Here is a 26,267-nt window from a genome sequence, read left to right as displayed (position 1 = left end):
GTCAGCGGTAGCGCAGCCTCGCCATGCGGCCGACCAGGTTGAGCGGCAGGAGCCTGGCGAGCGCCGCGACCGCCTTGTAGCGGGCCGACGGGACGCTCACCCAGGCCCCGCGGGCCAGGTCGCGCATGGCGTCGGCGGCGACGCGGTCGGCCGACAGCCACGCGAAGCGCGGCAGGCCGGACATGTCGAGCTTGGCCCGGTCGTGGAACTCGGTCCGCACGAACCCCGGGCACAGCGCCATCACCCGCACGCCGTGCCGGTTGACCATGTTGGCCGCCGAGGCGCTGTAGTTCACCACCCATGACTTCGTGGCGCTGTAGGTGCCGCCGGGGAGGAACGCCGCGACCGAGGCCACGTTGATCACCCCGCCCCGCCTCTTGGAGATCATGTACGGCAGGGCCGCCCGGGTCAGCCGCAGCACCGCCTCGCAGTGCAGCCGCAGCATCCGGACCTCGTCCTCCACGGGGGTGTCGAGGAAGCCGCCCTGGTGCCCGAACCCGGCGTTGTTGACCAGCAGGTCGATGCCCGAGCGCAGCCGCTCCTCGGCCGCCGCCATCCCCTCCTCGGTGGTCAGGTCGGCGTGCAGCGGCTCGACCGGCACGCCGTACCGCTTGTGCAGGGCATCGGCGGAGGCGGCGAGCCGCTCCTCGTCGCGGGCCACCAGGACCAGGGAGAATCCGTCGGCGGCCAGGCGGCGCGCGAAGGCGGCGCCGATCCCGGCGGTCGCGCCGGTGATGAGTGCGGTGGGCATGACGGCAGCGTACCCACCGCACGGGTCCCCCCGTCCGGGCCGCAGCGGCGGTCACACCTCGGCGGTTCGGCTGATCAGCTCCTCCACCTTCGCGCTGAGCCGGGCGGCCCTGGGCCACCCTGCGTACAGGGTGAGGAACACGACCGTCTCGCGCAGTTCGGCCGGGGTCAGCTCGCCCGAGCGCAGGGCGGTGTCGAGGTGCAGTTCGAGCATGTCGTCCATGTCCTGGCCGACGAGCAGGCCGAGCAGCAGCAACCGCCGTTCCCTGACCGTGAGCACCTGCCGGGACCACACCTCGGAGAACATGCGCTCCGCCGTCACTCCGAAGAAGCCGTCCGGCCCCTCGCCGGTGCCGTCTTCTTCGTAGACCTGCTTCATGTTCGCCAGCCCTCCCACGGTGATTCCTGACGTCATGCATCAAGTTGTCGTGTTCGAGGCAGTGAGGCGTTACATGATCTGCTCATCCGACACCCGCCGATCTCACCGCGCGGGCCTTCCCCTGCTTTCGCCGGTCGTCCATTGGGTATCGCCATCTGAGGGCCGCCGGGGGCGGGTGCCGGTGCCTGCCGGCATGAGCAGCCTCCGTATAACAGGAAGAGCCAAGATCCGAGAAAGATTCGGTCTAGTTTTCCGGCCCGTCGCAGATTTACCGTTGAGAGATAGTTGGAAAACGGGCACTACTACCTCGTAGACCCGCAAAGCGGAGGTTGGGCCCTGGTGGAAAGACCGCGGGTAAGGACCGGGGTGGTGGGAACGGTCGTGGGGGCGGCGGTGGCCGCCTCCTTGCTGTCCGGCTGTGCAGGCCCCGATTACACCTACGTACGCGACGATGCGGGCGGCACCTACTTCAAGGTCCCCGCGTCCTGGCGGCAGATCGACCAGAAGACGCTCGACAAGGAGTTCTTCGGCGACGCCGAGTCGGCCACCGCGCAGCTCGCGAAGCAGGCGGTGTGGACGAAGGCCTTCGACGCTCACGCCAATCCGTCGCTCGGGCACCTGCTCCAGGGCTCGGCCGGAGCCGATGACGAGCCGTTCGTGCTGGCCAGGGTGGAGAAGCTCAGCGAGGACGCCCAGAACGCGGTGTCGCTCAACGATCTGCGCAACTCCGCTCTGATGCCGGTGGCGGTGCCCAAGGAGCAGCGGCAGCAGTTGGAGGCGCAGGGCCTGTCGGGCTTCGAGCTGCTGGACGACGAGGTGCTGCCGGTCGCGGACGGTGTGCGGGGAGTCCACAGCGTCTTCAATTACAGCCTGCTGGACGGGCCGGTGCAGACGTTCGACAAGACCGCCTACCTGTCGGCGGACGGGACGACGGTCTCCACCCTTCTGATCCGCTGCTCGCCCGCGTGCTACCGCAAGCGGGCCGCGGAGATCGGCAGCGTCATCAAGTCCTTCAAGGTCAAGCACCTCATCAACCCGTGAAGGAGCCCCTCATATGAGCACGGCCCTCCCACCGAAGCACCACGAGGGGCTTCGCGAGCCGGGGTCGGGTCCGGTGGACCGCGACCCCCGCACCAGGAAACGTCTGCCGCTGTGGGACCGCACCAAGTTCCTGATCCTGCTCGCCGTCGCGTTCGGCGTGCTGCTCTGGAACCAGATCGCGACGTACGAGGGGATCATCTCCCTCTATGACGCCTTCGTGATGACCGTCAGGGACGCGTCCTGGGTCTTGTGGCTGGCGGGCATCGAGCTGGTCCGGCAGATCCACTTCCTGATCAGTGAGCGCTCGGCCGGCTACCACCGGTTCTGGACGCAGAAGGTCTTCGGCGGCTGGAACCGCTGGACCCACCGCAGGTTCAACGATTGGAACCGCTACCGCATCGCCCGCGCGATCAAGTGGGTCGTCTGGATCGCGGTCATCGCGCTGGTGCTGGGCAAGGTGCAGCAGGTCTCGCCGCTCGAGGCGCTGTACAGCGTGCCCGCCACCGTGTGGGGCTTCCTCCCCATGGTCCTGCAGCTCGTGCTGATCATGGTGGTCGCCGTCGGGCAGTTCGTGGCGATCTTCTGGTTCCTGTCGCGCGGTGGCGTCGACGTCTACTACCCCGACGACATCAAGACGCGCTTCTCCGACGTCTGGGGCCAGGACCACGTCGTCGAGCGGGTCAAGGAGAACATCGTCTTCCTGGAGAAGCCGGACGAGATCGAGGCCAGGGGCGGCTACGTGCCCAGCGGCATCCTGCTGTGGGGCCCGCCCGGCACCGGCAAGACGCTGATGGCCGAGGCGGTCGCGGGCTCGACCGGCAAGCCGTACGTGTTCGTCGACCCGGGCGCGTTCATCAACATGTTCTTCGGCGTCGGCGTCCTCAAGGTCAAGTCGCTGTTCCGCAAGCTGCGCAAGCTGGCCCTGCGGTACGGCGGCGTCATCGTCTTCTTCGACGAGGCCGACTCGCTCGGCAACCGCGGCGCGCTCGCGCAGGGCGGCCCGGGCGGCTGGGGCCGTTCCGCGCCTGCGCCTTTCGGCCCTGCTTCCTTTGAGGGGGCGGGCTGCAACGGCTTCGCCTACCTCGACCCGCACACCCGCACCGTGCTCGGCCGTAACGCCGCCGGTCCGGCCGCCGAGGCCGCGCCCCCGCGGGTGCCGCGCACCGGAGCCTTCGTCAACCGCGTGGTGTACGGCGCGGGCATGGGCGGCGGCGGTGGCGGCATGGGGACGCTGGAGGCGCTGCTCACCGAGATCTCCGGCCTGAAGAAGCCGCGCGGCTTCGTCAACCGCTACGTGCGCAGGCTGCTCGGCATGCGGCCCAAGCCGCCGCCGAAGTACCGCATCCTCATCATGATGGCCACCAACCTGCCCGAGGCCCTGGACGACGCGCTGCTGCGGCCCGGCCGCATCGACCGCATCTACAAGGTCGGCTATCCCTCCAAGGCGGGCCGGATCCGCACGTACAAGGGCTACTTCGACAAGGTCAGCCACCAGCTCACCGACGAGCAGATCGACAAGCTGGCCACGATCACGCCGTACGCCACCGGCGCGACGATCAAGGACCTGGTCAACGAGTCGCTGATCACCGCGATCCGGGACGGCCGGGAGACCATCACCTGGTCGGACGTCATGCGGGCCAAGCGGCTCAAGCAGCTCGGGCCGCCCGAGGACGTCGAGTACATCGAGCGTGAGCGGCACGCGGTCGCGGTGCACGAGGCGTGCCACGCGGTCGCCGCCTACCGCACCCGCCATCACCTGGAGATCGACCTGGCGACGATCGAGAAGGGCGCCGACTACCTCGGCATGGTGGCCAGCATCAAGCCGGAGGACCAGTTCACCCGGTGGAAGTCGGAGTACGAGGCCGACATCATGGTGTCCCTCGCCTCGCTGGCGGGGGAGCGGATGTTCTTCGGCGAGGACAACTCCTCCGGCGTCTCCGGCGACCTGCAGAGCGCGACCGCGATCACCGGGCTGATGGAGGCCCACTGGGGGATGGGCATCGGGGTGGCCTCGCTGCCGGCGCTGCAGGAGCTCGGCCTGCGCGAGGGCAAGGCGGCCCAGCCGCAGCCCGGGGGCGGCGGCACCGGCTTCACCGGCACCCCCGCGAGCCGGCGCGACGAGATGGTGCCCGACATGCTCCCCGAGCGGATCGAGTTCAACCTCAGCCGGCTGCTGGAGAAGACGGCCGAGCTGCTGCGCGAGAACCGCCGCGAGGTGCTGTCGGTCGCGCACGCGCTGGAACAGCACAAGACGCTCAACGGCGACGACGTGGTCGCGGTCATCGAGGGCAGGATGGGCCCGCTGATCGACGGCAGCGTCTACACCTCGGACGAGTTCTACGAGGAGATCGAGGCGTACCACACGGCCGCGGCGGCGGCCCACAAGGCGCACAGCGAGGTCCCGGTCGAGCTTCCGCTGCCCCGGACGCGGGTGATCGAGGCGTCGGTCGTGGCGGCGTCCTCGGGTGGCGCCGCGCCGGTGCTGGTCGCCCCGCCGCCGAACGGCCTGGCCGGTGGCAACGGGCACGCCCCGGCGGTGCAGCCGGGGGTGGCGCAGCCGGACTTCGTGCCGTGGAACGGCTCGCAGCCACCGGTCTCCCCGGGCCCGCTGCCCGGGTCGTCGCGCGCCGCGCCGTCCCGCACGTCGCACGGCGCGCTGTGGGCGGTCGTCGGGGTCGTCGTGGCGGTGGTGCTGCTCACGCTGCTGGGGGTGCTGCTCTTCGCCGCGCCGCGCGGCGCGGCCGGCGCCGGGGCCGCCGCCGTCGGGGGCGTGCCCGCCGGCACTGCCGTGCTGCTGGCCGTCGCGCTGGTCGCGGTGATCGGCGGCATCGCGGTCGCGGCCCTGCTGGTCCGCTCTCACCAGTCGGGGCGGCGGCGGGCCGAGGAGGCCAGAGACCGGGCGGCCGAACGAGCGCAGTTGCTCGCGGCGGCCATGGACCCCGAGGTCGCGATGCGGCTGCTCGGCTACGACGGCAGACGAGGTCCGGAGGCCTGAGGCGCCGTCGCGATCCGATCCCCGGCGGGCCGTGCCCGCCGGGGATCGGCGTTTCGCGGCCGCTATTCGCTTCAGTAACTTAATTAAGTTTCTGATACAGTTCGGCGGTGCCCGAGTTCGCCGAGCTGAGCATCGCCGGTCTGACCCGCGTGCTCGAAGACTTCACCCGCATGCACATCCGGCTGCCCGCGGAGCGGCGGCTGAGCTTCACGACCCTGTCCGTGCTCCACACGCTGGCGGGCGACGGCCCCAAGCGGCTCACCGAACTCGCCGGCAGCGAACAGGTCACGCAGTCGGCGATCACGCAGATGGTGACCAAGCTGGAGCGCGAGGGCCTGGTGGAGCGTCACCCCGATCCGTCGGACGGCCGGGCGGTCCTCGTCCACGTCACGGCCGCCGGCGCCGCGATCGTGGACGGACGGCGCGCCGAGCGCATGGCCCGGCTCTCCGAGCTCGCCGACCGGCTCACCGAGGCGGAGCGGGCGGCCATCGCGGCGGCGTTGCCCGCGCTGGCCCGCATGGTCGAACTGCACTCCACCGCGATCGGGGGCCCGCCGATCGAACGGAGAGCCGGTGAAGGCGACTCCGGCACGGACACGCCGCGCGACAGTACGAGGAGATGACGATGAACCCCACGCCCACCCCGTCCGCCGCGACCCGGCCGTTCCCACTGGAGCCCGCGCCCATCCACGTGCCCGACGAGGTGCTCGCCGACCTGCGGCGGCGCCTGGAACTGACCCGCCTGCCCGACGACGTGGGCAACGACGACTGGCGTTACGGCGTGAGCGCCGTCTACCTGCGGGAACTCGTCGACTACTGGCGCGACGAGTACGACTGGCGGGCGGCCGAGGCCGCCATCAACGCCTACGAGCACTACCGCGTCGAGATCGAGGGCGTGCCGGTCCACTTCATGCGCAGGCCCGGCGCCGGTCCCGACCCCACGCCGCTGATCCTCACCCACGGCTGGCCCTGGACGTTCTGGCACTGGTCCAAGGTCGTCGATCCGCTGGCCGACCCCGGCGCGTACGGCGGCGACCCGGCCGATGCGTTCGACGTGATCGTGCCCTCGTTCCCCGGCTTCGGGTTCTCCACCCCGCTGCCGCACCGCCCCGACATGAACTTCTGGAAGGTCGCCGACATCTGGCACACGCTGATGACCGAAACACTCGGCTACGAGAGGTACGGCGCGGCGGGCTGCGACGTCGGAGCCATGGTGACCGGCCAGCTCGGCCACAAGTACGCCGGCGAGCTGCACGCCATCCACATCGGGTCGGGCCAGAAGCTCACGTTGTTCAACGGTGACAGGGGCTGGGATCTCAGCGGCGGCAAGCCCATCCCGGACGGCCTGCCCGCCGACGTCCACGCCCAGGTCGTCGCGTGGGAGAGGCGGTTCGCCGTCCACCTCGCCGCGCACGTGCTCGCCCCGAGCACGCTCGCCCACGGGTTGTCCGACTCACCCGCCGGGATGCTCGCCTGGATACTGGAGCGCTGGGCGAGCTGGAGCGACAACGGCGGCGACGTCGAGACCGTCTTCACCAAGGACGACCTGCTCACCCACGCCATGATCTTCTGGGTGACCAACTCGATCGGCACGTCGATACGGACCTACGCCAACAACAACCGCTACCCCTGGACCCCGTCCCACGAGCGGCAGCCGGTCGTCGAGGCCCCCACCGGCATCACCTTCGTGGGCTACGAGAATCCGCCCGGCGTGCGCACCGACCAGCGGGTGCGGCACTTCCTCGACGGCGACCGCGCCGGCTGGTACAACCTCGTCAACCTCAACGCCCACGACCGCGGCGGCCACTTCATCCCCTGGGAGATTCCCGGCGAGTGGGTGGACGACCTGCGGCGCACCTTCCGGGGCCGGCGCTGACCCGTCCGTACGGCCGCGGCTGCGACCTGGGTGAACGGGCTGTCCGGCAGTACTTCTGATACGACCACGACTTTGTCCTACCGCAAACGAAAGTCGTTGAAACTTGGACGTAACTTCTTCCAACTTGTGACTAAAGAGGGTAACTTGGCGCCCACTTGAGGCCGTGGCCACCTTCCGGCGCACGACCCCGCCTTCGTCACCGGACCCGCGACCCACCCCTGAGGGCGGGCCACGGCGTCCAGGGCGCACGAGATGGAGGACTGTCACCCATGTCACGCAAGCGACTACTCGCTCTGGCGACGCTGTCCGCGATCGTCGCGCCGGCGTTCGCCGGCGTCAGCGCGCACGCGGCCGGCGCGGACGACTCCGCGTTCCGCGTGCTGGTCTTCTCCAAGACCACCGCCTTCCGCCACGACTCGATCCCCGCCGGTGTCGCGGCGATCCAGAAGCTCGGTCAGGAGAACGGCTTCGCGGTGGACGTGACGGAGGACGCCACCCAGTTCACCGACGCGAACCTGGCCAAATATCAGACCGTCGTCTTCATGTCCACGACCGGCGACCCGCTGGGCCAGCCCGAGCAGAAGGCGGCGTTCGAGCGCTACATCGAGAACGGGGGAGGGTACGCCGGGGTGCACGCCGCCGGTGACTCGGGCTACACCTGGGCCTGGTACGGCGGCCTCGTCGGCGCCTACTTCCGCAACCACCCGGCACAGCAGTACGCCACAGTGAAGATCGTCGGCCAGGGCGCGGCGTCCAACCGCGGGCTGCCGAACCGCTGGACTCGCTGGGACGAGTGGTACAACTACCGCACCAACCCGCGCGACGCCGGGGTGCGCGTCCTCGCCTCCCTCGACGAGACGTCGTACAACCCCGGCTCCGGCGCCATGGGCGACCACCCGATCGCCTGGTGCCACAACTACGACGGCGGGCGCGCCTGGTACACGGGCATGGGCCACACCAAGGAGGCCTACAGCGACCCGCTGTTCCTGAAGCACCTGCTGGGCGGCATCCAGATGACCGCCGGAGTGACGAGCTTCCCCTGCGACCCCCACGGCGACTGAGCACGCGCGAGGAACGCTCCACCGCGTGACGAGCGGCCGGGGGCGCCGGGGCCGATCCCCTGGACACCCGGGCGAGGCACGTGACGGGCACGCCGTCCGGTGCGGTCACCGGGCGGCGTGCCCACGCGCGTCGGGGCCGGGGGCAGGCGCGCCCACGCGTGTCGGGGCCGCTTGCCGCCGGGCGGCAAGCGGTCGCCGGGTCAGAGCCGGAAGCCGAGATCGGGCGTGATCTCCGCCACGTCCATCTGCGCCTTCTGCAGGCGACCCGAGTAGTCCCAGTTCATCGCCTGCCAGCGGGTGAACTGGTCGAGCACCCACATCCCGCTCTGCCTGCTGCCGTTGCCCGACTTGCCGTTCCCGCCGAACGGCAGGTGGGCCTCCGCGCCGGAGGTGGAGTTGTTGACGCTGACCATGCCGGCGGACACGCCCTCGCGGAACCGGAACACCGCCTTCGGGTCGGTGGTGTAGATGGACGACGACAGGCCGTATCCCGGCCGGTTGGCCAGGTCGATCGCCTCGTCGAGGCTGGAGAACGTCGTCACGCCCACGATCGGGCCGAACGTCTCCTCCAGGAACAGCCGGTCGCCGGGGCGGACGCCGTCCACCACCACGGGGTGGTAGTAGAGGCCCTCGCCGTCCATCCGGCCGACCGGGCCGGGCAGCACGGTGTGGTGCGGCTGGATCCAGCCCAGGTACTCCTCGTATCGCTCGGCGAACTTGTGGTCGAGCAGCGGGCCGTACAGCACATCGCCGTTCGGGTCGCCGATCTTCGCGTCGCGCACGGCGGCGGTGAACCGGCGCAGGAACTCGTCGTGGACGTCCTCGTGGACGATGACCGTGCCGAGGGAGGTGCACCGCTGACCGGCGGTGCCGAAGCCGGAGAACAGGGCGCCCTCGGCGGCGAGGTCGAGGTCGGCGTCCGGCATGACGACCATCGGGTTCTTGCCGCCGAGCTCCAGACAGGGTGACTGCAGGTGCCGCCCGCACAGCTCGCCGACGGCACGGCCGACCGCGCTCGATCCGGTGAAGCCGACCTTCTGCACGGTGCCCTCGCCGAGCGCGCGGTCGAGGCCCGCGTACGTCTGGCCGCCGTCGGCGAAGACGAGGTTGAGCACGCCGTCGGGCAGTCCGGCCGCCGCGAACAGCCGGTAGAGCGCGTGCGCGGAGGCCGCGGCGTACTCCGCGGGCTTCCACACCACCGCGTTGCCGCACAGCAGGGCCGGAACCAGATACCACGAGGGGACGGCCACCGGGAAGTTGCCCGCCGTCACGACCGCCGCCACGCCGACCGGGACACGGAAGGTGAACAGGCTCTTGTCGGGCATCTCCGACGGCACGGTCTGCCCGTAGAGGCGGCGGCCCTCGCCGAGGAAGAAGTCGCAGGTGTCCACGATCTCGCGGACCTCGCCCAGCGCCTCGGCGTACGGCTTGCCGATCTCCTCGGTCACCAGCCGGGCCAGCGCCTCGGTGTTGGCCTCGACCAGGCGGCCGATCGAGGCGATCACCCGTCCGCGCACCGGCGCGGGGACGCGCGCCCACTCCCGCTGGGCCGCCGCCGCGGCGCGGCAGGCGCCGGCGAAGTCGTCCGCGTCGGCGAGCAGGACGGTCGCCACCGTCTCCGTGGGCCGCGCCGGGTTCACGGACGCGTACGGCGTGCCCGAAGAGAGCTCCTCACCCGCCACGACGGAAACGATCTGCAGAGCCACCGCTGACCTCCGGAATTGTTGCTGGTGCCGAGCCTCGATTACACAGTATTTCCGTCCGCGGCGCCCGGCGACAGCCCTTCCTGGAGGGCGACCGCGGCGGCCTGGGTGCGGCTGGTCACGCCGAGCTTGGCCAGGATGTTCGAGACGTGCACGCTGACCGTCTTCTGCGAGATGAACAGCCGCTCGCCGATCTCCCGGTTGGGCAGGCCGTCCGCGACGTGGGCCAGCACCTCCCGCTCGCGCGCGGTGAGCCCGGACAGCCGCCCCGGCTCCCGCGCCGCCCTCGGCGGCTCGCCGGAGGCGATCTCCTGTGCGTCGCCGTCGTGGGCGGCGGGGGAGGCCGTGGGAACGGTCGCCGTCGGGTCGGGGAATCCGGCCCGCGTCCCGACCGCCCTGAGCGTCTCGAGAAAGGGCCGGGCTCCAAGCGCGGCGGCCACGTGCACGGTGCGCTCCCACTCGGCACGGGCCGCCGCGCGGTCACCCGTCCGCAACAGGCTCTCGGCCAGGCGCCACCGCGACCGCGCCTCCTCGTAGACGAAGCCGAAGCCGAAGGCCTCGGTGGCGCGGCGCCAGACCTCCGGATCCTCCGTGCCGTGCGCGCGGTGCCACTCGGCCTCCGCCCGCGCCAGCCAGGCGATCCCTTCCGGCCCCAGCCGGCCGCGGGGGCCGTTCGGCCCGTTCTCCGCCGCCCACCGCGCCCGGCGCAGCAGGTCGTCGCAGGGCTCGCCGGTCCGGCCGAGGTCGGCCAGCGCCCACAGGCCGGTGGCCGCGATGCGGATCAGACTGGGATCGAACGGCTCGAGCGCCGCGACGATCGCGTCGACGTGCTCGAGCGCGGTGTGCGGGTCGCCGCGCCACAGCGCCTGCTCGGCCGCCATGCCGCGCGCCATGTAGCCGACCAGCGCGTCGGACCAGAAGCGGGACAGCCACCGCAGTCTCTCGTCGGCGCCCGGGCGCCCCCGGCCCACCTCGACGAAGAGGGCGAACGACGACAGCTGGGCCTCGGCCCTGGTGCCGATCCGGACGCCGAACCCTCCCGCCAGCCGCTCCGCGGCGTCCCAGTCGCCGTCGGCGTAGTGCACCAGGTAGTGCAGGAAGCGCAGGTCGGTGCCGAACGTGCTCCAGGTGAGCCCGGTCTCCACGGCCAGCCGTACGCCGTCCTCGGTGATGCGGGCGGCCACCGCGAGGGCACCGTTCTCGTAATGCATGCGGGCGAGGTTGAAGCGCGCCCGCAGGTCGATGGACAGGTCGCCCGAGGGGCGGCGGGTGGCGCGCGTGAGCAGGTCGACGGCGTGCTCGACGCTGCTCCCGAACTCCTCCTCGATCAGGGCGAGCGAGATGAGGGCGCTGACCTCCGCGTCGCGGGCGCCGGTCGCCTCCGCGACCTCCAGCGCCCTGGACGCCGTCGCCGCCGCCTCCTCGTCGCGGTACTGCCGGGACAGCGCGCGGGCGTAGGTGGCGAGGGCCCTGGCCAGCAGCGGGCTGTGCGGTGCGATGTCCACCGCCTCCCGGGCGGCCTCGACCGCCTCGGCCTCGTCGCCGCCCGCGTCCGCCAGATAGTAGGACAGCCGCTCGCCGGTCTCCGCGATCAGGATCGGGTCGCTCGCCTCGCGGCGAATCCGCCGCACCTGTTCCGCCGCCCGGTGGTAGTCGCCGACCGAGGCCGCCGCCGCGGCGCTGGCCAGCGCGATCCTCGCCCGGTTCTCTCCGGCCAGCCGTTCGGCCTCCGGCACCTGGTCCCAGATCTCCAGTGCCCGCTCGAAGTGCCGGTGCGCCTCCGCCGGCGCGCCGAGCCCGGCGGCCAGCCGCCCGGCCTCCACCGACGCCCGCAGCGCGCCCGGCAGGTCGTGCCCCGCGAGATGGTGATGGGCCAGCTCGGCGGGGGCGCCGCCGCGTTCGGCGAGCAGCGCGGCGAACGCGGTGTGCAGGCGGGTCCGCTCGCCCGGCAGCAGGTCGTCGTAGACGGCCTCTTGGAGGAGCGCGTGCCGGAACGTGTAACCGTCGCTGCCCGCCGTGAGCAGCCGCTGCGAGACGATCTCGCGCAGCGCGTCCTCCAGCGGCAGGTCGCCGAGCCCGGTCGCGTCGCGCAGCAGGTCGTGGCCGACCCGGCGCCCGGCCACCGCGGCGACCCGCAACACCTGACGGGAGGTCTCCGACAGGGTTTCCACCCGGGCGAGCAGCAGGTCGGCCAGCGTTCCGGGCAGCCGCGCCCGTTCGGCGCCGGCCGCCAGGAGTTCCTCGGCGAAGAACGGGTTGCCCCCGGCGCGCTCGATCACGGTCGTCAGGCCGTGTCCCGCAACCGGGCCCGCTGGGCCCTGGCCGTACCGGTCGAGGACGGCGAGATACTCCGCCATCTCGTCGTCGCCGAGCGGCGGCAGCTCGACGGAGGTGACCAGCGGCAGCCGCCGCAGCTCGGCCAGGACCGGACGCAGCGGGTGGCGGCGGTGGAGGTCGTCCGTGCGGTAGGTGCCGACGAGGCAGACCCGCTCGCGCTGCAGCATGCGGGTGAGGAAGACCAGCAGGTCCCGAGTGGAGCGGTCGGCCCAGTGCAGGTCCTCGAACACGAACAGGACCGGCTGCCGCCCGGCCACCTCCGACAGCATGTCGAGCACCGACCCGAACAGGCGCTGCTGGGCGAGCCCCCCGGTGGTCACCTCCGATGGGCCCGCCTCGTCGCCGGGCAGCAGCCGCCGCAGCGCGGGACGTGCCGTGACGGCCGGACCGACCGGCCCGTCGGCATCGGCGGCGGCGCCGCGCAGGGCGTCCGCGAGCGGCAGGTAGGGCAGGGCGTCGCCGAGCTCGGCGCACTGGCCGGTGAGCGTCACGAAGCCCCGCCGTTGCGCGAGGTCGCACAACTCGGTGACGATCCGGGTCTTGCCGATCCCCGCGTCGCCGCCCACCAGGGCGACCCCCGCGAGCCCGGCCGCGGCGGCGTCGAGCACGCCCACGAGCCGATCGAGCTCAGTGGAACGCCCGATCAGCACCCTTTGCGGCGTACGCGCAACCACGCAGGTGAGTATGACACGCGACCCCGACAGAACCGTGACCGCGGCATCGGCGCTCAGCCGGTCCTGCGGCCGTCCACGAGGCGGGGGCCGCGCGCGTCGTCGCGCAGGGAGATCTCGACCCCCGGCTCGGCCGTCGGCTCCGCGAGCGACCTGTGGAAGCGCCCGGCCGTCTCCGGCGTCAGCATCCGTCCCGAGGTCAGGGGCGGCAGCGCGGCGGCGAGCGCCGCGGCGTCGGGCACGAGCACGGCCCCGGGCTTGGTGCAGAACTGCCCGGAGCCGAGGGTGAAGGAGGCGGCCGGCCCGCGCGCGATCTCGCCGGCCCGCTCCCGCCAGGCGCCGGGCGTGACCACGACGGTGCTGCCCAGCTCGCCGACGGGGACCGCATGCCGGACGGACGGACGGGCGGGCCGGACCGCCCGGGTGGCCCTTCCCCTGCCGGGCCCCGCTCGTACAGGCTGGGGCGCATAACCTCTCATCGACTCGTGAAGGCACGCTTATGCGACTTGTTCGTGGTTACCTCCTCGATGACACCGGCGCCTCGGCCCCCGCGCGCTGGGCCGTCCGTGACGAGGAGGGCGACCGCCTGCTCCCCGAGGACTTCTCGCTCGGGGAGGCGCTCTCGTCCGGCCTCGGCCACTTCCGCCGGTCCCTCGCGGCGGCGACCGGTGAGGCCGTGACGCTGGCCTCGCTCGCGGCCCCCGTGGACCACTGGACGGAGGTCTGGGCCGCGGGGGTCACCTACCGCAGATCACGGGAGGCGCGCAGAGAGGAGAGCCGCGCCCCCGACGTCTACGAGATGGTGTACGACGCTCCCCGCCCCGAGCTGTTCTTCAAGTCCCTCGGCTGGCGGGTGCGCGGGCACGGGCAGGCGATCGCCGTACGGCCCGACTCGTCCTGGGACGTCCCGGAGCCGGAACTGGCCGTGGTCGTCTGCGCCAACGGGGAGATCGCCGGTTACACCATCTGCGACGACGTGAGCTCCCGTTCCATCGAGGGCGAGAACCCGCTGTACCTTCCGCAGGCGAAGGTCTACCTCGGCGGAACCGCGCTCGGGCCGGGCATCCGCCCCGCCTGGGAGGTGCCCGACCCCTACGCCCTCGGCATCCGCCTCGGTATCTCGCGCGGCTCCCGGGAGATCTGGACGGGCTCGGCGAGCACCGGCCTGCTTCACCGGCGGATCGACGAGCTCGTCGAACACCTCCTGCGTGCCGACCGCTATCCGTACGGGGTGGTCCTGGCCACCGGCACCTGCCTCGTGCCCGAGTCGGACTTCACGCTGACGCCGGGCGACGAGGTGCGCATCGAGATCGACGGTCTGGGCCGCCTCGTCACCCCCGTGGGCACGGTCACGGACATCGACCCCTGAGCGGGAGAGCGGCTCGGTCTCACCCGATTGCGGACGATCGCCGGGACCGCGCCGCTCGTGTCCTCATTGGCCGGTGGCGCCGTCGAGCCGCTCGCGGAGCAGGTCGGCGTGCCCGTTGTGGCGCGCGTACTCGGCGATCATGCCGACCAGGACGCGGCGCAGCGAGACCGGCTGTCCGGTGGCGCGGTGGACACCGGTCTCGTCCAGTGAGCGGGCGGCCGCCACGATCTCGCGGGAGCGCTCGCACTCCGCCCGCCACACGGCGAACGCCTCCTCGACGTCCCCGTCCAGATCCTCGAAGTCCTGGTCGGGGTCGTCGTCCGAGTAATAGAGGAGCGGGACGTCCTCACCGGCGAACTGGATGCGGAACCACCAACGCTCCACGCCCCCGAGGTGCCGGAGGATCCCGTGGAGACTGAGCCCGGACGGCGGCACCCCCTTGTCCGACAGCCGATCCTCCGGGACACCCGAGCACTTCAGCGCGAACGTCTCGCGGTGCCAGTCGAGGAAGGCCGTGAGCATCTCCCGCTCGTCGCCGACGAGGGGAAGGGCGGACCGGGAATCGCCGTCCCACTTCTTCGAGTAGTTGGCCTCGGGAATCTCACTCATGGGCCAACCCTGCCAGACGGCACCGACAGTTCCCGGGCCTGGGCAGGAGCGCCGGCTCGCGAACACGGTCGCCGTGTCGCCGGCGTGATCCTCATCCGGGGAACCGTGCCCGTCGGCCCGGCTCTTCACGGCCGGCGGTTCTGCGGAGACCGCGGGGAGACCGGGTGTTCTCTCGGCCGCATGGTGTGGCGCTTGTGTCCCTGCTTCTCTCGTATCGATCCCGGGGGTCTCGGCCGGCTCCGCGAGCGAGGCTAAATGTCGGAGGCCGTCGCTAGTCTGCGGCGCGTGATGGAACGGCGGAGCCGGGAGCAGGCGCCGGCGGAGGCTCCCGATGGGACGACCAGCGCGGGCGCCGGGGAACACGCGGCGCCCAGGCGAGCCCAGGCGGAGCAGCGGGAGAGCAGGGTCGCCGCGGGCCTGTCGGAGCTGGAGCGGTGGCTGGCCGACCAGATCGGGCAGGGGATCGCGCAGGCGCGCCAGACGGGGCCGGCCGACTGGGACGACCTCGCCAGGCGGCTGGTCGACGCGCAGGCGCCGGGTGCGGCGGGGACGGTCACCCGGCTCTCACGGGTGCTCGGCGCCGAGGACTGGCCGGGCCTTCTGCTCGGAGAGTACGCGCTGCTTCATCTGCTCGCGGTCGCCCATCGCCGCGCCGCCGCGCTGCCCGAGCCGTTGCGGCAGACCGTGCGGGCGCGGGTCGGCTTCCCCGTCACGAGGGAGTCGGTCCTGGCCACCCCGGCGGTGCGGGACCACTGGGATGTCGTCGGCTGCCGGGACGAGGAGCAGGACCGGCTGGTCGCCCGGCGCGTGTGGCTGGCGGGACGGACGACGGGCCGCCTGGCGATGGTGCTGTCGTTCGCTCCCGCCGGGCAGCCGCTCGAGTCGTTTCCGCCGCCGGGCTCGTCGATCGACGCCGACCTGGCCTTCTACCCGGGGGCGTCGCCGCTGCGCGCCCTGGTCGCCGAGCGACGGGGTCTCGTCGACGCGGGGCCGCCCCCGGGGACGAAGGTCTCCCAGGTGCCCGCGCTGATCGCGGAGGTGCTCGCGGCCGATCCATGGACCGACTCCTGGCCGCTGGTGCTCGACGGAGTCGTCCCCTGCCCGGACGGGCTCGCGGACGACGAGGGGAACGCACTGCCGCTGCACCCGTCCGCGGGCGTCCCGTGGCGGCTGCTGGCCGTCTCGGGCGGAAGGCCGGTGACGGTCGCCGCCGAATGGACGCCGCGCGGGCTGCTCCCGCTGACGGCGTGGGACGAGGACGGCGGGGTGGTGCGGTTATGACGCGGGCCGTTTCCGGCGGAGGGGAGGCCGGGCGGGCTTCGTGGGCGGAACTGGTGTCCATCGCGCTGGTGGGCGCCGACCGCCGCGCCGTACCACCGGAGAGCCTGCTGGAGCAGGCCGCCGAGCAGGTGGTCCGGATGCGCGCGGGGCGGCGGCCGGGCAGGGGCAGGCCGCCGGCCCCCGCGGCGGCGGAGACGCTGCCACTCGTGCCCGGCGCCGCCGCGGACCGGCTGGCCCGGATGCTCGGGGGTGAGCAGGGCAGGCTGCTGACCGAGTGGCTGGAGACGGCAGCCGAGCGGCGGGTGCGGGTCCCGGCCGAGATGATCCCCGGGCTGCTCGACCTCGGGGCGCGGGACCGGTCGATCCGCGCCTGCCTGGGGGCGGTCGCCGGAGCCCGGGGCCGCTGGCTCGCCGGTCTCAACTCCGCCTGGGCCTACCTGCTGGCGGAGCCGGCGCACGTGCCGCCCGATGAGGTGTGGGAGCTCGGCACGAGCGGCGACAGGCGTGCCTTCCTGACCGTGTTGCGGCGCCGCGACCCCGCTGCCGCGCGGGAGCTGCTCGAACGCGGCTGGAGCGCGGAGACGCCGGAGGACCGGGCCGTCTTCGTGACGATCCTCGCCGACGGCCTCGGCATGGCCGACGAACCGTTCCTGGAGGCGGTGCTCGACGACCGGCGCCGAGAGGTGCGGCAGGCCGCGGCCGACCTCCTCACCCGCCTGCCGCGGTCGCGGCTGGCCCTCCGCATGACCGCACGGGCGCGCCGTTTCGTGACCGGGAACGGCTCCGGGCTCCGGGCGGAGCCGCCGCCGGCCTGCGACGGCGAGATGGAGCGCGACGGCGTCAGGGCGCGGCCGCCCGCCGGGATGGAGACGCGGGGCTGGTGGCTGCAGCAGGTGGTGGCGCACACGCCGCTGTCGTTCTGGCCGGGTCACCTCGGCATGCCGCCGGACGAGATCGCCGGGGCCCGGATCGGCGACTGGGAGCGGGAGGTCCGCATGGGCTGGACCAGGGCCGCCATCCTGCAGCAGGACGCGACGTGGGCGCGTGCCCTGTTCGAGGCCGAGCCGCTGACCGACCTGCTGGCCGTGCTCCCGCCGGAGGAGCGATCCCACCGGGCCGCCGAGCTGGTGGCGGGCCATCCGGTGGACGGCCAGATGGTCATGATGCTGGGCGGCGTGCCCCGGCCGTGGGGGCACCGGCTCGCGAGGGCCGTGCTCAAGAAGATCGTCGAGACCACGCGGACGCAGCCGTGGAACGCCGGCGAGCTGATCCGGCTGGCGGGGGAGCGGTTCGACCCCGCGATGCACGAGCACGCCGGGGAGGTCCCCGAACTGGCCGCGACCCTGCGGTTCCGCTTCGACATGCTCAAGGAGCTTGCATGACCAGCGTTCTGCGCCCGCACGCGGAGGACCAGTTCGCCGACGAGCTGGTGATCCTCGCGAAGACCGACGACCGGCCACGCCCGCCGGGCTGGCGGCTGTCGCCCTGGGCGGTGACGACCTACGTGCTGGGGGACGGCGGCCAGATCACGCCGAAGTACATCGGCCCGCGCAGGATCGTCGAGGTCGCGGTGGCGACGCTCGCCACCGACCGGGCGCTGCTGCTGCTCGGCGTGCCCGGCACGGCCAAGACCTGGCTGTCCGAGCACCTCGCCGCGGCGATCAGCGGCGACTCCACCCTGCTCGTGCAGGGCACGGCCGGCACGCCGGAGGAGGCCGTCCGCTACGGGTGGAACTACGCGCGGCTGCTGTCGGAGGGCCCTTCCCGCGGGGCGCTGACGCCGAGCCCGGTCATGCGCGCGATGGCGGAGGGACGGCTGGCCCGGGTCGAGGAGCTCACGCGCATGCCGTCCGACGTGCAGGACGCCCTGATCACCGTGCTGTCGGAGAAGACGCTGCCGATCCCCGAGCTGGGGGAGGAGGTGCAGGCGGCCAAGGGCTTCAACGTCATCGCCACCGCGAACGACCGCGACCGCGGGGTCAACGACCTGTCGAGCGCGCTGCGCAGGCGGTTCAACACCGTCGTGCTGCCGGTCCCCGCCAGCACGGAGGAGGAGGTCGGCATCGTGGCCCGCCGCGTGGCGCAGCTCGGCCGCTCCCTGGAACTGCCCGAGACCGTGACCGGGCTGGAGGAGATCCGGCGCGTGGTGACGGTCTTCCGGGAGCTGCGCGCGGGCGTGACATCCGACGGGCGGACCAAGGTCAAGTCGCCCAGCGGCACGCTCAGCACGGCGGAGGCCATCTCGGTCGTCACCAATGGGATCGTGCTCGCCGCCCATTTCGGGGACGGCGTGCTGCGCCCGGCCGACGTCGCGGGCGGCATCGTGGGGGCCGTGGTCCAGGACCCGGTGTCCGACCGCGTGGTCTGGCAGGAGTACCTGGAGACGGTCGTCCGCGACCGCGACGACTGGCGCGACTTCTACCGGGCCTGCCGCGATGTCGGCTGAGATCGCCGCCGGCGCCTCGTCCGGGCGGGGGGCGCCGGTGCCAGGTCTGCCGGTGCCGCGTGTGTCGGTGCTGGGGGTGCGGCACCACGGGCCGGGATCGGCCAGGGCCGTGCGTGACGAGCTGAACAGGATCAGGCCCGATCTGGTGCTCGTCGAGGGCCCGCCCGAGGCCGACGGCCTGGTGGCGCTCGCCGCCGACCCTGGGATGCGCCCGCCCGTCGCGCTGCTCGCGTACGTGCCGGGGGAGCCGTCGCGGGCCGCCTTTTGGCCGTTCGCGGAGTTCTCGCCCGAGTGGCAGGCCATCGCCTACGCCGCCCGGGCGGGCGTCGAGGCGCGGTTCTGCGACCTGCCCGCCGCGCACAGTCTCGCGCTCGACGCCGACCCCGTACGCCGCGATCCCATCGGCGAGCTCGCCCGCGCGGCGGGATACGACGACCCGGAGCGGTGGTGGGAGGACCTGGTCGAGCACCGGGGCGAGGCCGGGACGCTCGACGTGGTCGCCGAGGCGATGCGGGCCGTGCGCGAGGGGCACGTCGCGGGAGGCGTCGAGGCCCGGCGCGAGGCGTACATGCGCAGGACGCTGCGGAAGGCGGCGCGAGAGGGCTTCGCCCGGATCGCGGTGGTCTGCGGGGCCTGGCACCTGCCCGCGCTGACTTCACCCCCGCTGTCCTCGCCCGTGCTGTCCCCGCCCGTGCTGTCCCCGCCCGCCCTGTCCCCGCCCGCCCTGTCCCCGCCCGGAGGCCGTGCCCGCGGGAGCGGCCGGCCCACCGGGTCCGGCCCGGAGACGCCAGACGTGCCCCGCCGGCCGCCCTCCCCGGCCGAGGACGAGCGGCTGCTGCGCGGTCTGCCCAAGGTCAGGATCGAGATGACGTGGGTGCCGTGGACCCACGGACGGCTCGCCGCGGGGGCGGGCTACGGCGCGGGCGTCGCCGCGCCCGGGTGGTACGAGCACCTGTTCACGGCGCCCGACCGCCCGGTGGAGCGCTGGCTCGCCCGCGCCGCCGCGATCCTGCGGGAGGAGGACCTGCCCGTCTCCTCCGCGCACGTCATCGAGGCCGTACGGCTGGCCGAGGGGCTGGCGACGCTGCGCGGCAGGCCCCTCGCCGGGCTGTCGGAGGTCACCGAGGCGGTCAGGGCGGTGCTGTGCGGCGGCGACGAGCTGCCGGTCGAGCTGGTCCAGCGGCGGATGGTCGTGGGGGAGCGGCTCGGGCGGGTGCCGGACACCACGCCGATGGTGCCGCTGCGGCGGGACCTGCGCGACGAGCAGCGGCGGCTGCGCATGAAGCCCGAGGCCATGGCCGGGGAGCACGACCTCGACCTGCGCAGGCCGCTCGACCTCGGCCGAAGCCGGCTGCTGCACCGGCTCGCCCTGCTGGACGTGCCCTGGGGGACGCCACGGCGGGCCAGGAGCAAGGGGACGTTCAAGGAGTCCTGGTCGCTGGAGTGGCGCCCCGAGCTCGACGTGGCCCTCATCGAGGCCGCCGTGTGGGGGATCACGGTCGAGGCGGCGGCGACGGCCCGCGTCCGCGACCTCGCGGGCGGCGCGGGCCTGCCCGAGCTGGCCGCGCTGGTCGAGCGCTGCCTGCTCGCCCATCTGCCGGACGCGCTGCCGTACGTCCTGGGGCGGATCGAGGACCGGGCGGCGCTCGACGGCGAGGTGCGCCATCTCATGGGGGCGCTGCCCGCGCTCGTGCGGGCCCGCCGGTACGGGGACGTGCGCGGCACCGAGGGGCTCGCGGGCGTCACCGAGTCGATGCTCGCGCGGATCTGCGCCGGGCTGTCCCCCGCCCTCACGGGGCTGGACGAGGACGCGGCCCGCGAGATGGCGGCGCTGATGGACGGCGTCCACACCGCGGCCGGGTTGATGGGAAGCGGCCGGTGGCTCGCGACGCTGGCCGGGATCGCCCGGCGCGACGACCTGCCGGGGCTGCTCGACGGCCGGATCGTGCGGATCCTGTTCGACGCCGAGGCGCTGGAGGACGACGTGGCCGCCCGCATGGCGCGGTCGATGTCGCACGGCAACCCCCCGGCCCGGTCGGCGGCCTGGATGGAGGGCTTCCTGTCCGGAGGCGGCCTGCTGCTCGTCCACGACCCGCGCCTGCTCGCCACGGTGGACGCCTGGCTCACCGGCCTGTCACCCGAGGCGTTCGTGGACGTGCTGCCGTTGCTGCGGCGCACGTTCGGCGCGTTCCCGGCGCCGGAGCGGCGGATGATCGGCGGGCGGGTCCGCTCCGGCGCCGCACTGCGTCCCGGCTCGCCGGGGGGCGACGAGGGGGCGGACTACGACGACGGGCTGGCGGCGGGGGCCGTGCGGACCGTGCGCGACATCCTGGGACGCGGGACGGGCGGGAGGCCCTGATGGACGGCGAGGACGAGCGGCTGCGCCGCTGGCGGCTGGTGCTGGGCGGCGCGGCCGAGGGGACGCTGGAGGGCGCGGACGCCCGGATGGACGCCGCCCTCACGGCCCTGTACGACGGGCAGGAACGGCGCGGCGCCGGCCTCGGCGCGTCCGCGCCGCGGGTGGCCCGATGGCTGGGGGACATCAGGGAGTACTTCCCCGCAGGTGTCGTGCAGGTCATGCAGAAGGACGCCATCGAGCGGCTCGACCTGACCCGGCTGCTGCTGGAGCCCGAGATGCTGGAGGCCGTCGAGCCCGACGTGCACCTGGTGGGCACGCTGCTGTCGCTGGGCCGGCTGATGCCGGAGCGGGCCCGCGAGTCGGCCAGGGCCGTCGTCCGCACGGTCGTGCGGGAGCTGGAGGCGCGGCTCACGCGGCGCACCCTGACGGCCGTCAGCGGCGCGCTCGACCGCTCGGCGAGGACCCACCGGCCCAGGCGAGCGGCCGAGGTCGACTGGAACCGTACGATCCGGGCGAACCTCCGCAACTACCTCCCCGAGCGGAAGACCGTCGTGCCGTCCCGGCTGGTCGGATACGCCCGCGGGCAGCGGGCCGTCCAGCGGGAGGTCGTGCTGGCCGTCGACCAGAGCGGCTCGATGGCCGCCTCTGTGGTGTACGCGGGCGTCTTCGCCGCGGTGCTCGCCTCGATGCGTTCGCTCAAGACCTCGTTCGTGGCCTTCGACACGGCCGTGGCCGACCTGACCGACCGGCTGCGCGACCCCGTCGAGGTGCTGTTCGGCACCCAGCTCGGCGGCGGCACCGACATCAACCGGGCGGTGGCCTACTGCCAGAGCCTCGTCACCCGGCCGGCCGACACGATCTTCCTGCTGGTCAGCGACCTGTACGAGGGCGGGCCGCGGGAGGAGATGCTGCGCAGGATCTCCGCCATGACCGCCGCCGGGGTCCAGGTGATCGTGCTGCTCGCGCTGTCGGACGAGGGGACGCCGCAGTACGACCACGACAACGCGGCGGCGCTGGCCGCGATGGGTGTGCCGGCCTTCGCCTGCACGCCGGACGCCTTTCCCGGCCTCATGGCGGCCGCCATCGAGCGTCGGTCCTACGACCAAGGTCGCATTTTCGCGTCAGGACGGTGATTTGTAATGTCCGTATCATGTCTTCGGTAATGACCGCAGCCCCAGCCGTCTTCAGCCAGCGCTACCGTGCCCTGAGCGTCGGGATCGTGGCCCTGGTGATGCTCGTGGCGTTCGAATATCTCGCGGTGGCCACCGCGATGCCCCTGATCGGCCGGGAGCTGAACGGCTACCACCTGTACGGCCTCGCGTTCAGCGGCGGCATGGCGGCCAACATCATCGCCACGGTGGTCGGCGGGCGCTGGAGCGACGCACGGGGGCCGTTCCCCGCCTTGTGGACGGGAGTGGCGGGATTCGTCGCCGGGCTGGCCGTCTCCGGGTTCGCGCCCGTCATGGAGGTCTTCCTCGTCGGGCGCTTCCTCCAGGGACTCGGCGGCGGCCTGTTCAACGTGGCCCTGTACGTCCTCGTCGCCCAGGCGTACCCCTCCGCCATGCACCCGCGGGTGTTCTCCGCGCTGGCAGCGGCGTGGGTGCTGCCGTCCGTGGTCGGCCCGGCCGTCACCGGTTTCGTGGCGGAGACCTGGAACTGGCGCCTGATCTTCCTGGGCGTGGCGGTGCTGTCGGTCCCCGCCGCGCTGATCATGTGGCGGGGACTGCCCGCCACGGACGGGCAGCCGAGGGAGGCGATGGGCCGGGCCTTCCTGCCCCGGTTCGCCTGGGGCGTGTGCGCCGCGATCGGCGCGGCTCTGCTGCAGTACGGCAGCGGCGCGGCGGGTGCGGGGATCGTCCTGGCGGTCGCCGGTGCGGCGGTCCTCGCGGTGGCGCTGCCGAAACTGCTGCCCAAGGGGACGCTGCGCGCGGCCCGGGGACTGCCCACCGTGGTCGCGCTGCGCGGCCTGGCGGCCGGATCGTTCTTCGCCGCCGAGGTGTTCGTCCCGCTGATGCTGGTGCAGGAGCGGCACCTGAACACGGCCGAGGCCGGGCTCGCGCTCACCGGCGGGGCCCTCGCCTGGTCGCTCGGCTCGTGGATCCAGGGCCGCAGGCCCCACGCGCGGGCGCTGACCATCCGCCTCGGCGCGACGCTGATCGCCGTCGGCATCTGCGCCACCGCACTGATCGTCATCCCTGCCACGCCGGCCGTCGTGGTCTTCGCGGGCTGGGTCGTGGCGGGCCTGGGCATCGGAATGGTCTTCCCGACGTTGTCGGTGCTGGTGCTGGAGCTGTCCGCCCCCGGGGAGGAGGGCCGCAACAGCGCGTCGCTGAGCATCGGCGAATCGGTCTTCTCCGTCGTCGCCGTCGCGATCACGGGGGCCGTGTTCGCCGCGTACGGGGGCCGGCCGTGGGTCTACGTGACGTGCCTGGGCCTGCTGGTCGTCATGGCGGGCACGGCCACTCTCGTCGGCGGCCGTTTCGAGCACCGCCGCGAAGCGGGCACCATGGAGGTCTAGGGAATCCCGGAAATCCCGCCGTGGAGCAGGCCGGCCGGACGCCGCGCACCCGAGGCGCCGCCGGGACGGCCTTCGGCGGGATCCGGGGGAAGAAGCGAGGGGATCCGAGTGCCGCGTGTCCGGGAGCTGGAGGTCTTCAGGATGACCCTGCCGTACGGCAGGCGTCCGGAGACCGTCCTGATAAAGATCACGGACTACGGCGGCATGGTCGGCTGGGGCGAGGCCGTCGATCCCGCCGAGGCCGGCCCGCTGGAGCGGGGCCTGCCCGCGCTCATCGGCCTCGACTGGGAGCACCCCTCGGAGCTGGGGGAGATCCCCGGCGGCGCGGCCGGCGACATGGCCTGCTGGGACCTGTGGGGCCGCATGAACGGCGTCCCGCTCTCCCACGCCCTCGGCGGCAGCCGCACGTCGCTGATCGCGACCGTCAGGCTGGCGGCCGACCGCTCGCTCGAGAGCATGGTCGCCCGCGTGAACCGGCACGTCTGCGCGGGCTACGGCCACGTGACGCTGGACGTGCACCCCGGCTGGGACGTCGAGCCGCTGCGCGCCGTGCGCGCCGCCTATCCCGGCCTGGCCATCGCGGTGGACGGGCGCGGCGCCTACACGGAGATCGCGCAGCTGGAGGCGCTGGACTCCTACGGGGTGGTGGCCATCGAACGCCCCTTCAAGGACCTGCTGACCAGCGCCGACCTGCAGGACCGGGTGTCCGCCTCGGTCGCGGTCGAGGTGACCTCCGTGCCCGACCTCGACGAGGCGGTGAGCCTCAAAGCGGGCCGGGCGCTGCTGCTGCGCCCCGCGAAGTTCGGCTCGCTCGGCGCCGTACGGCTCGCGCACGACCGCGCGGTGGAGGCCGGGTGGGACATCGTCTGCGCCGGCGGTCTCGGCGCGGGGCTGGCCCGGGCCGCGACGGTCGCCGTCGCCAGCCTGCCCGGCTGTTCCCTGCCCAGCGACGTGGCCGAGCCGCCGCGAAGCGCCCAGGTGGTGCTCCCGCCGGTCGGCGCGTCCGGCGGGGTCGTCGCCGTGCCGCTCACCCAGCCCGGTCTCGGGCACACGGTGGACGAGGACCGGGTGCGCCGCATGGCCCGCGAGTCGTTCCGCGTCTGACAGTGGCGACCAGCGCGGGTGAGAGCCCCGCGTCCGCTTGTCTCAGCCTGCCGCCCTCGTAGGGTCACCGGCGCGGACGACAGGAGACGGGCTCAGCGCGCCATCGCCGTGTGCGGCGCCCCGCAGCCGTCGTCGATCGGGCTGGGCGTCCCCGGCGGCGAGAGCACGGGCGTGGGGGAGGGCGGCGGCAGGGAGTGCCGGTGCCGATGCCGCCCCAGAGCGGGCGAGGGCGCGGGCGAGGAGCCGGACGGCGCGGCGGAAGGGCCGGTCTGGGCGTGGACCGAGGCGCGGATCGCCCTGGCCGTGAGCAGCCGGATCCGGTCCCAGTCGGGATAGGCGGTGTTGATCAGGGGCGGCACGAACTGCAGGCTGGTGATCGCGGCGTGCTTCACCTTCCAGGCGAGCGGCACCAGGTGCTCCAGCATGGGCCGGGGCACGTCGGTGCTGATTATCCTGCGCGTGGCCGCCGCGATCTCGGTGAACCGCGTCAGCACCGTGGCCGGGTCGGCCTGGGAGAGCAGGGCCCCGAGGACGCAGCGCTGCCGATGCATCCGGTCGAAGTCGTCGCTGAAGGTGCGGGAGCGGGCGTACCACAGCGCCTCGGTGCCGTTCAGCCGCCGGGTGCCCGCTCTGACGGTGCCCTCGTTGTGCAGGCCGTACACGACGTCGCGGTCCACCGCCACCACGAGCCCGCCGAGGGCGTCGATCATCTTCGCGAAGCCCCAGATGTTGACCAGGGCGTACCAGTCGATCCGCAGGCCCAGGATGTGGCCGACCGTCTCCTTGAGTACCTCGGCGCCCATGTGCCGCCGCCCGCCGAACAGCTCGGGGTGGTCGTCGGCGTACTGCCACACCGAGAACAGCAGGTCCTCGCGCCAGCCGGGGCGATACTCCGGAAGCTGGAAACCGAAGGGGAACCGGGCGGCCATGGCGCTGCCCGGGGGGAAGCGGACGTGCTCCAGGTTGCGCGGCAGGCCGAGCAGCACGGTGTTGCCGGTCCGCACGTCCACGCTGGCGACGTTGATGCTGTCGGTGCGCATCCCGATCCGGTTGTCGCCCCAGTCGCCGCCGAGCAGGAGCACGTTGACCCGGTCGCGGCCCGCCCACGGGTCGTCCCGGCGTACGGCGCCGCCGACCTGGGCGGTCCCGTCCGGCGTGGCGAACAGCGAGTCGAGGGTCTGCTCGGACACACGGACATACCGGGCGGCGATCGCGAACGGCACCGCGACGACGACCGCGAGCACGCCCGCGACCAGCCCGGTGAGGATCTGTCCCCTGCGGGGCAGCCGCCCGGGCCGCAGGACGACGTACGAACGGACGACCAGCCAGAACCAGGCGACGGCACAGGCCGCGAACACCAGTGAGATCTGGCCCAGCCAGCCCAGCGCGCGCCCGGCGAGGCCCGCGTCCGCGCCGACGGCCACGCACGCGGCGGCGACGACCACGGTCAGGTAGCCGCCCAGCAGGAGCAGCCCGGTGCGCCACCGGCCCGCTCGCAGGTGGGCCGCGCCGGGCAGCACCGCCGACAGCGCCACCCAGCCGATGAGCGCGGCGGCTGTGAACACCGGCCCGCTGCGACGCGTCGCCGGCGGGGCGCCGTTCCGCGGCGCCAGATCAGGGGTGACCACGCGTCAATTGAAGCGACACCGGCCGCGGAAAGCCCGTGACCGGCCCGAGCAGGGGAAGTCCGTACCCGGATTTGACCAGGACTCGCCCCTATCGTGGGAACCGGGTCCCGAGCGGCGATCGAACGGCCGGTGGCGGGGCT

20 protein-coding genes are annotated in these 26,267 nt (G+C 73.2%); 13 read left to right on the top strand and 7 right to left on the bottom strand.

Annotated elements, in window-relative coordinates:
* Position 1: 1 nt before the first annotated feature.
* Positions 2 to 751: an SDR family oxidoreductase gene (locus FLW16_RS26365; RefSeq protein ID WP_142562823.1), complete on the bottom strand. Its 750-nt coding sequence runs from the start codon at positions 749 to 751 to the stop codon at positions 2 to 4.
* A gap of 51 nt (positions 752 to 802) precedes the next feature.
* Positions 803 to 1,165, bottom strand: coding sequence for a carboxymuconolactone decarboxylase family protein (locus tag FLW16_RS26360; protein ID WP_142562822.1), 363 nt, complete (start codon positions 1,163 to 1,165; stop codon positions 803 to 805).
* Between the two features lie 333 nt (positions 1,166 to 1,498).
* Here FLW16_RS26360 and FLW16_RS26355 point away from each other — a divergent pair, with 333 nt between their 5' ends.
* From FLW16_RS26355 to FLW16_RS26335, 5 genes are all read left to right on the top strand, one after another.
* Positions 1,499 to 2,170 (top strand): hypothetical protein, encoded by a 672-nt coding sequence (locus tag FLW16_RS26355; protein WP_142562821.1) that lies wholly within the window; start codon positions 1,499 to 1,501, stop codon positions 2,168 to 2,170.
* A 13-nt stretch (positions 2,171 to 2,183) separates the two neighbouring features.
* On the top strand, positions 2,184 to 5,165 hold the full coding sequence (locus FLW16_RS26350; RefSeq protein WP_142562820.1) for an AAA family ATPase: 2,982 nt from the start codon (positions 2,184 to 2,186) through the stop codon (positions 5,163 to 5,165).
* A 107-nt stretch (positions 5,166 to 5,272) separates the two neighbouring features.
* A complete protein-coding gene (locus FLW16_RS26345; RefSeq protein WP_260615596.1) occupies positions 5,273 to 5,788 on the top strand; it encodes a MarR family winged helix-turn-helix transcriptional regulator in 516 nt (171 codons plus the stop codon).
* 2 nt (positions 5,789 to 5,790) lie between these two features.
* Complete coding sequence (locus FLW16_RS26340; protein WP_221891299.1) at positions 5,791 to 7,041, top strand: epoxide hydrolase family protein; 1,251 nt, start codon at positions 5,791 to 5,793, stop codon at positions 7,039 to 7,041.
* Positions 7,042 to 7,310: 269 nt separating this feature from the next.
* The gene (locus FLW16_RS26335) at positions 7,311 to 8,102 is read left to right on the top strand and encodes a ThuA domain-containing protein (protein ID WP_142562818.1); all 792 of its coding nucleotides are present in this window, start codon (positions 7,311 to 7,313) and stop codon (positions 8,100 to 8,102) included.
* A gap of 200 nt (positions 8,103 to 8,302) precedes the next feature.
* On the opposite strand, the gene FLW16_RS26330 is transcribed toward FLW16_RS26335, so the two are convergent.
* The 3 genes from FLW16_RS26330 to FLW16_RS43930 all read right to left on the bottom strand — a co-directional run bounded on the left by FLW16_RS26330 (position 8,303) and on the right by FLW16_RS43930 (position 13,292).
* Positions 8,303 to 9,808 carry an aldehyde dehydrogenase family protein gene (locus FLW16_RS26330; protein WP_142562817.1) on the bottom strand — a complete coding sequence of 502 codons (1,506 nt, stop codon included), beginning with the start codon at positions 9,806 to 9,808 and terminating at the stop codon, positions 8,303 to 8,305.
* Positions 9,809 to 9,846: 38 nt separating this feature from the next.
* The gene (locus FLW16_RS46000) at positions 9,847 to 12,792 is read right to left on the bottom strand and encodes an AAA family ATPase (protein ID WP_312847157.1); all 2,946 of its coding nucleotides are present in this window, start codon (positions 12,790 to 12,792) and stop codon (positions 9,847 to 9,849) included.
* 77 nt (positions 12,793 to 12,869) lie between these two features.
* Positions 12,870 to 13,292, bottom strand: coding sequence for a hypothetical protein (locus FLW16_RS43930; RefSeq protein ID WP_185949600.1), 423 nt, complete (start codon positions 13,290 to 13,292; stop codon positions 12,870 to 12,872).
* A gap of 20 nt (positions 13,293 to 13,312) precedes the next feature.
* On the opposite strand from FLW16_RS43930, the gene FLW16_RS26315 reads away from it, so the two are divergent.
* A complete protein-coding gene (locus FLW16_RS26315) occupies positions 13,313 to 14,182 on the top strand; it encodes a fumarylacetoacetate hydrolase family protein (RefSeq protein ID WP_142562815.1) in 870 nt (289 codons plus the stop codon).
* A 63-nt stretch (positions 14,183 to 14,245) separates the two neighbouring features.
* Here FLW16_RS26315 and FLW16_RS26310 read toward each other — a convergent pair whose 3' ends face one another.
* Positions 14,246 to 14,791, bottom strand: coding sequence for a DinB family protein (locus FLW16_RS26310; protein WP_142562814.1), 546 nt, complete (start codon positions 14,789 to 14,791; stop codon positions 14,246 to 14,248).
* Between the two features lie 288 nt (positions 14,792 to 15,079).
* Here FLW16_RS26310 and FLW16_RS26305 point away from each other — a divergent pair, with 288 nt between their 5' ends.
* The 7 genes from FLW16_RS26305 to FLW16_RS26275 all read left to right on the top strand — a co-directional run bounded on the left by FLW16_RS26305 (position 15,080) and on the right by FLW16_RS26275 (position 24,499).
* Complete coding sequence (locus tag FLW16_RS26305) at positions 15,080 to 16,072, top strand: SWIM zinc finger family protein (RefSeq protein WP_260615603.1); 993 nt, start codon at positions 15,080 to 15,082, stop codon at positions 16,070 to 16,072.
* Complete coding sequence (locus FLW16_RS26300; RefSeq protein ID WP_142562813.1) at positions 16,069 to 17,454, top strand: DUF5691 domain-containing protein; 1,386 nt, start codon at positions 16,069 to 16,071, stop codon at positions 17,452 to 17,454. The genes FLW16_RS26305 and FLW16_RS26300 overlap by 4 nt, the downstream gene beginning before the upstream one ends.
* Positions 17,451 to 18,518, top strand: a complete 1,068-nt coding sequence (locus FLW16_RS26295) for an AAA family ATPase (protein WP_142562812.1) — start codon at positions 17,451 to 17,453, stop codon at positions 18,516 to 18,518. Before FLW16_RS26300 ends, FLW16_RS26295 begins: the two co-directional genes overlap by 4 nt.
* Positions 18,508 to 20,877: a DUF5682 family protein gene (locus tag FLW16_RS26290; RefSeq protein ID WP_221891298.1), complete on the top strand. Its 2,370-nt coding sequence runs from the start codon at positions 18,508 to 18,510 to the stop codon at positions 20,875 to 20,877. The genes FLW16_RS26295 and FLW16_RS26290 overlap by 11 nt, the downstream gene beginning before the upstream one ends.
* On the top strand, positions 20,877 to 22,010 hold the full coding sequence (locus tag FLW16_RS26285) for a VWA domain-containing protein (RefSeq protein ID WP_142562811.1): 1,134 nt from the start codon (positions 20,877 to 20,879) through the stop codon (positions 22,008 to 22,010). Before FLW16_RS26290 ends, FLW16_RS26285 begins: the two co-directional genes overlap by 1 nt.
* A 29-nt stretch (positions 22,011 to 22,039) precedes the next feature.
* Positions 22,040 to 23,395, top strand: coding sequence for an MFS transporter (locus FLW16_RS26280; protein WP_260615595.1), 1,356 nt, complete (start codon positions 22,040 to 22,042; stop codon positions 23,393 to 23,395).
* Positions 23,396 to 23,503: 108 nt separating this feature from the next.
* Positions 23,504 to 24,499 carry an enolase C-terminal domain-like protein gene (locus FLW16_RS26275; RefSeq protein ID WP_142562809.1) on the top strand — a complete coding sequence of 332 codons (996 nt, stop codon included), beginning with the start codon at positions 23,504 to 23,506 and terminating at the stop codon, positions 24,497 to 24,499.
* Positions 24,500 to 24,591: 92 nt separating this feature from the next.
* Here FLW16_RS26275 and FLW16_RS26270 read toward each other — a convergent pair whose 3' ends face one another.
* Positions 24,592 to 26,127 (bottom strand): LCP family protein, encoded by a 1,536-nt coding sequence (locus FLW16_RS26270; RefSeq protein WP_142562808.1) that lies wholly within the window; start codon positions 26,125 to 26,127, stop codon positions 24,592 to 24,594.
* Between the last annotated feature and the right edge of the window lie 140 nt (positions 26,128 to 26,267).

Source organism: Microbispora sp. KK1-11 (assembly GCF_006874435.1).
Classification (GTDB): domain Bacteria; phylum Actinomycetota; class Actinomycetes; order Streptosporangiales; family Streptosporangiaceae; genus Microbispora; species Microbispora catharanthi.
Note: the sequence above shows the minus strand (reverse complement) of the source record. Positions and strands in the feature narration are given on the sequence as shown.

What these genes read in the sequence shown, in the direction of transcription:
- FLW16_RS26280 (WP_260615595.1), top strand. Translation starts at nt 22,040, where the DNA reads ATGACCGCAGCCCCAGCCGTCTTCAGCCAGCGCTACCGTGCCCTGAGC.
- FLW16_RS26365 (WP_142562823.1), bottom strand. Translation starts at nt 751, where the DNA reads ATGCCCACCGCACTCATCACCGGCGCGACCGCCGGGATCGGCGCCGCC.
- FLW16_RS26295 (WP_142562812.1), top strand. Translation starts at nt 17,451, where the DNA reads ATGACCAGCGTTCTGCGCCCGCACGCGGAGGACCAGTTCGCCGACGAG.
- FLW16_RS26360 (WP_142562822.1), bottom strand. Translation starts at nt 1,165, where the DNA reads ATGACGTCAGGAATCACCGTGGGAGGGCTGGCGAACATGAAGCAGGTC.
- FLW16_RS26340 (WP_221891299.1), top strand. Translation starts at nt 5,791, where the DNA reads ATGAACCCCACGCCCACCCCGTCCGCCGCGACCCGGCCGTTCCCACTG.
- FLW16_RS26335 (WP_142562818.1), top strand. Translation starts at nt 7,311, where the DNA reads ATGTCACGCAAGCGACTACTCGCTCTGGCGACGCTGTCCGCGATCGTC.
- FLW16_RS43930 (WP_185949600.1), bottom strand. Translation starts at nt 13,292, where the DNA reads ATGAGAGGTTATGCGCCCCAGCCTGTACGAGCGGGGCCCGGCAGGGGA.
- FLW16_RS26300 (WP_142562813.1), top strand. Translation starts at nt 16,069, where the DNA reads ATGACGCGGGCCGTTTCCGGCGGAGGGGAGGCCGGGCGGGCTTCGTGG.
- FLW16_RS26285 (WP_142562811.1), top strand. Translation starts at nt 20,877, where the DNA reads ATGGACGGCGAGGACGAGCGGCTGCGCCGCTGGCGGCTGGTGCTGGGC.
- FLW16_RS26305 (WP_260615603.1), top strand. Translation starts at nt 15,080, where the DNA reads ATGGAACGGCGGAGCCGGGAGCAGGCGCCGGCGGAGGCTCCCGATGGG.
- FLW16_RS26310 (WP_142562814.1), bottom strand. Translation starts at nt 14,791, where the DNA reads ATGAGTGAGATTCCCGAGGCCAACTACTCGAAGAAGTGGGACGGCGAT.
- FLW16_RS26315 (WP_142562815.1), top strand. Translation starts at nt 13,313, where the DNA reads ATGCGACTTGTTCGTGGTTACCTCCTCGATGACACCGGCGCCTCGGCC.
- FLW16_RS26350 (WP_142562820.1), top strand. Translation starts at nt 2,184, where the DNA reads ATGAGCACGGCCCTCCCACCGAAGCACCACGAGGGGCTTCGCGAGCCG.
- FLW16_RS26290 (WP_221891298.1), top strand. Translation starts at nt 18,508, where the DNA reads ATGTCGGCTGAGATCGCCGCCGGCGCCTCGTCCGGGCGGGGGGCGCCG.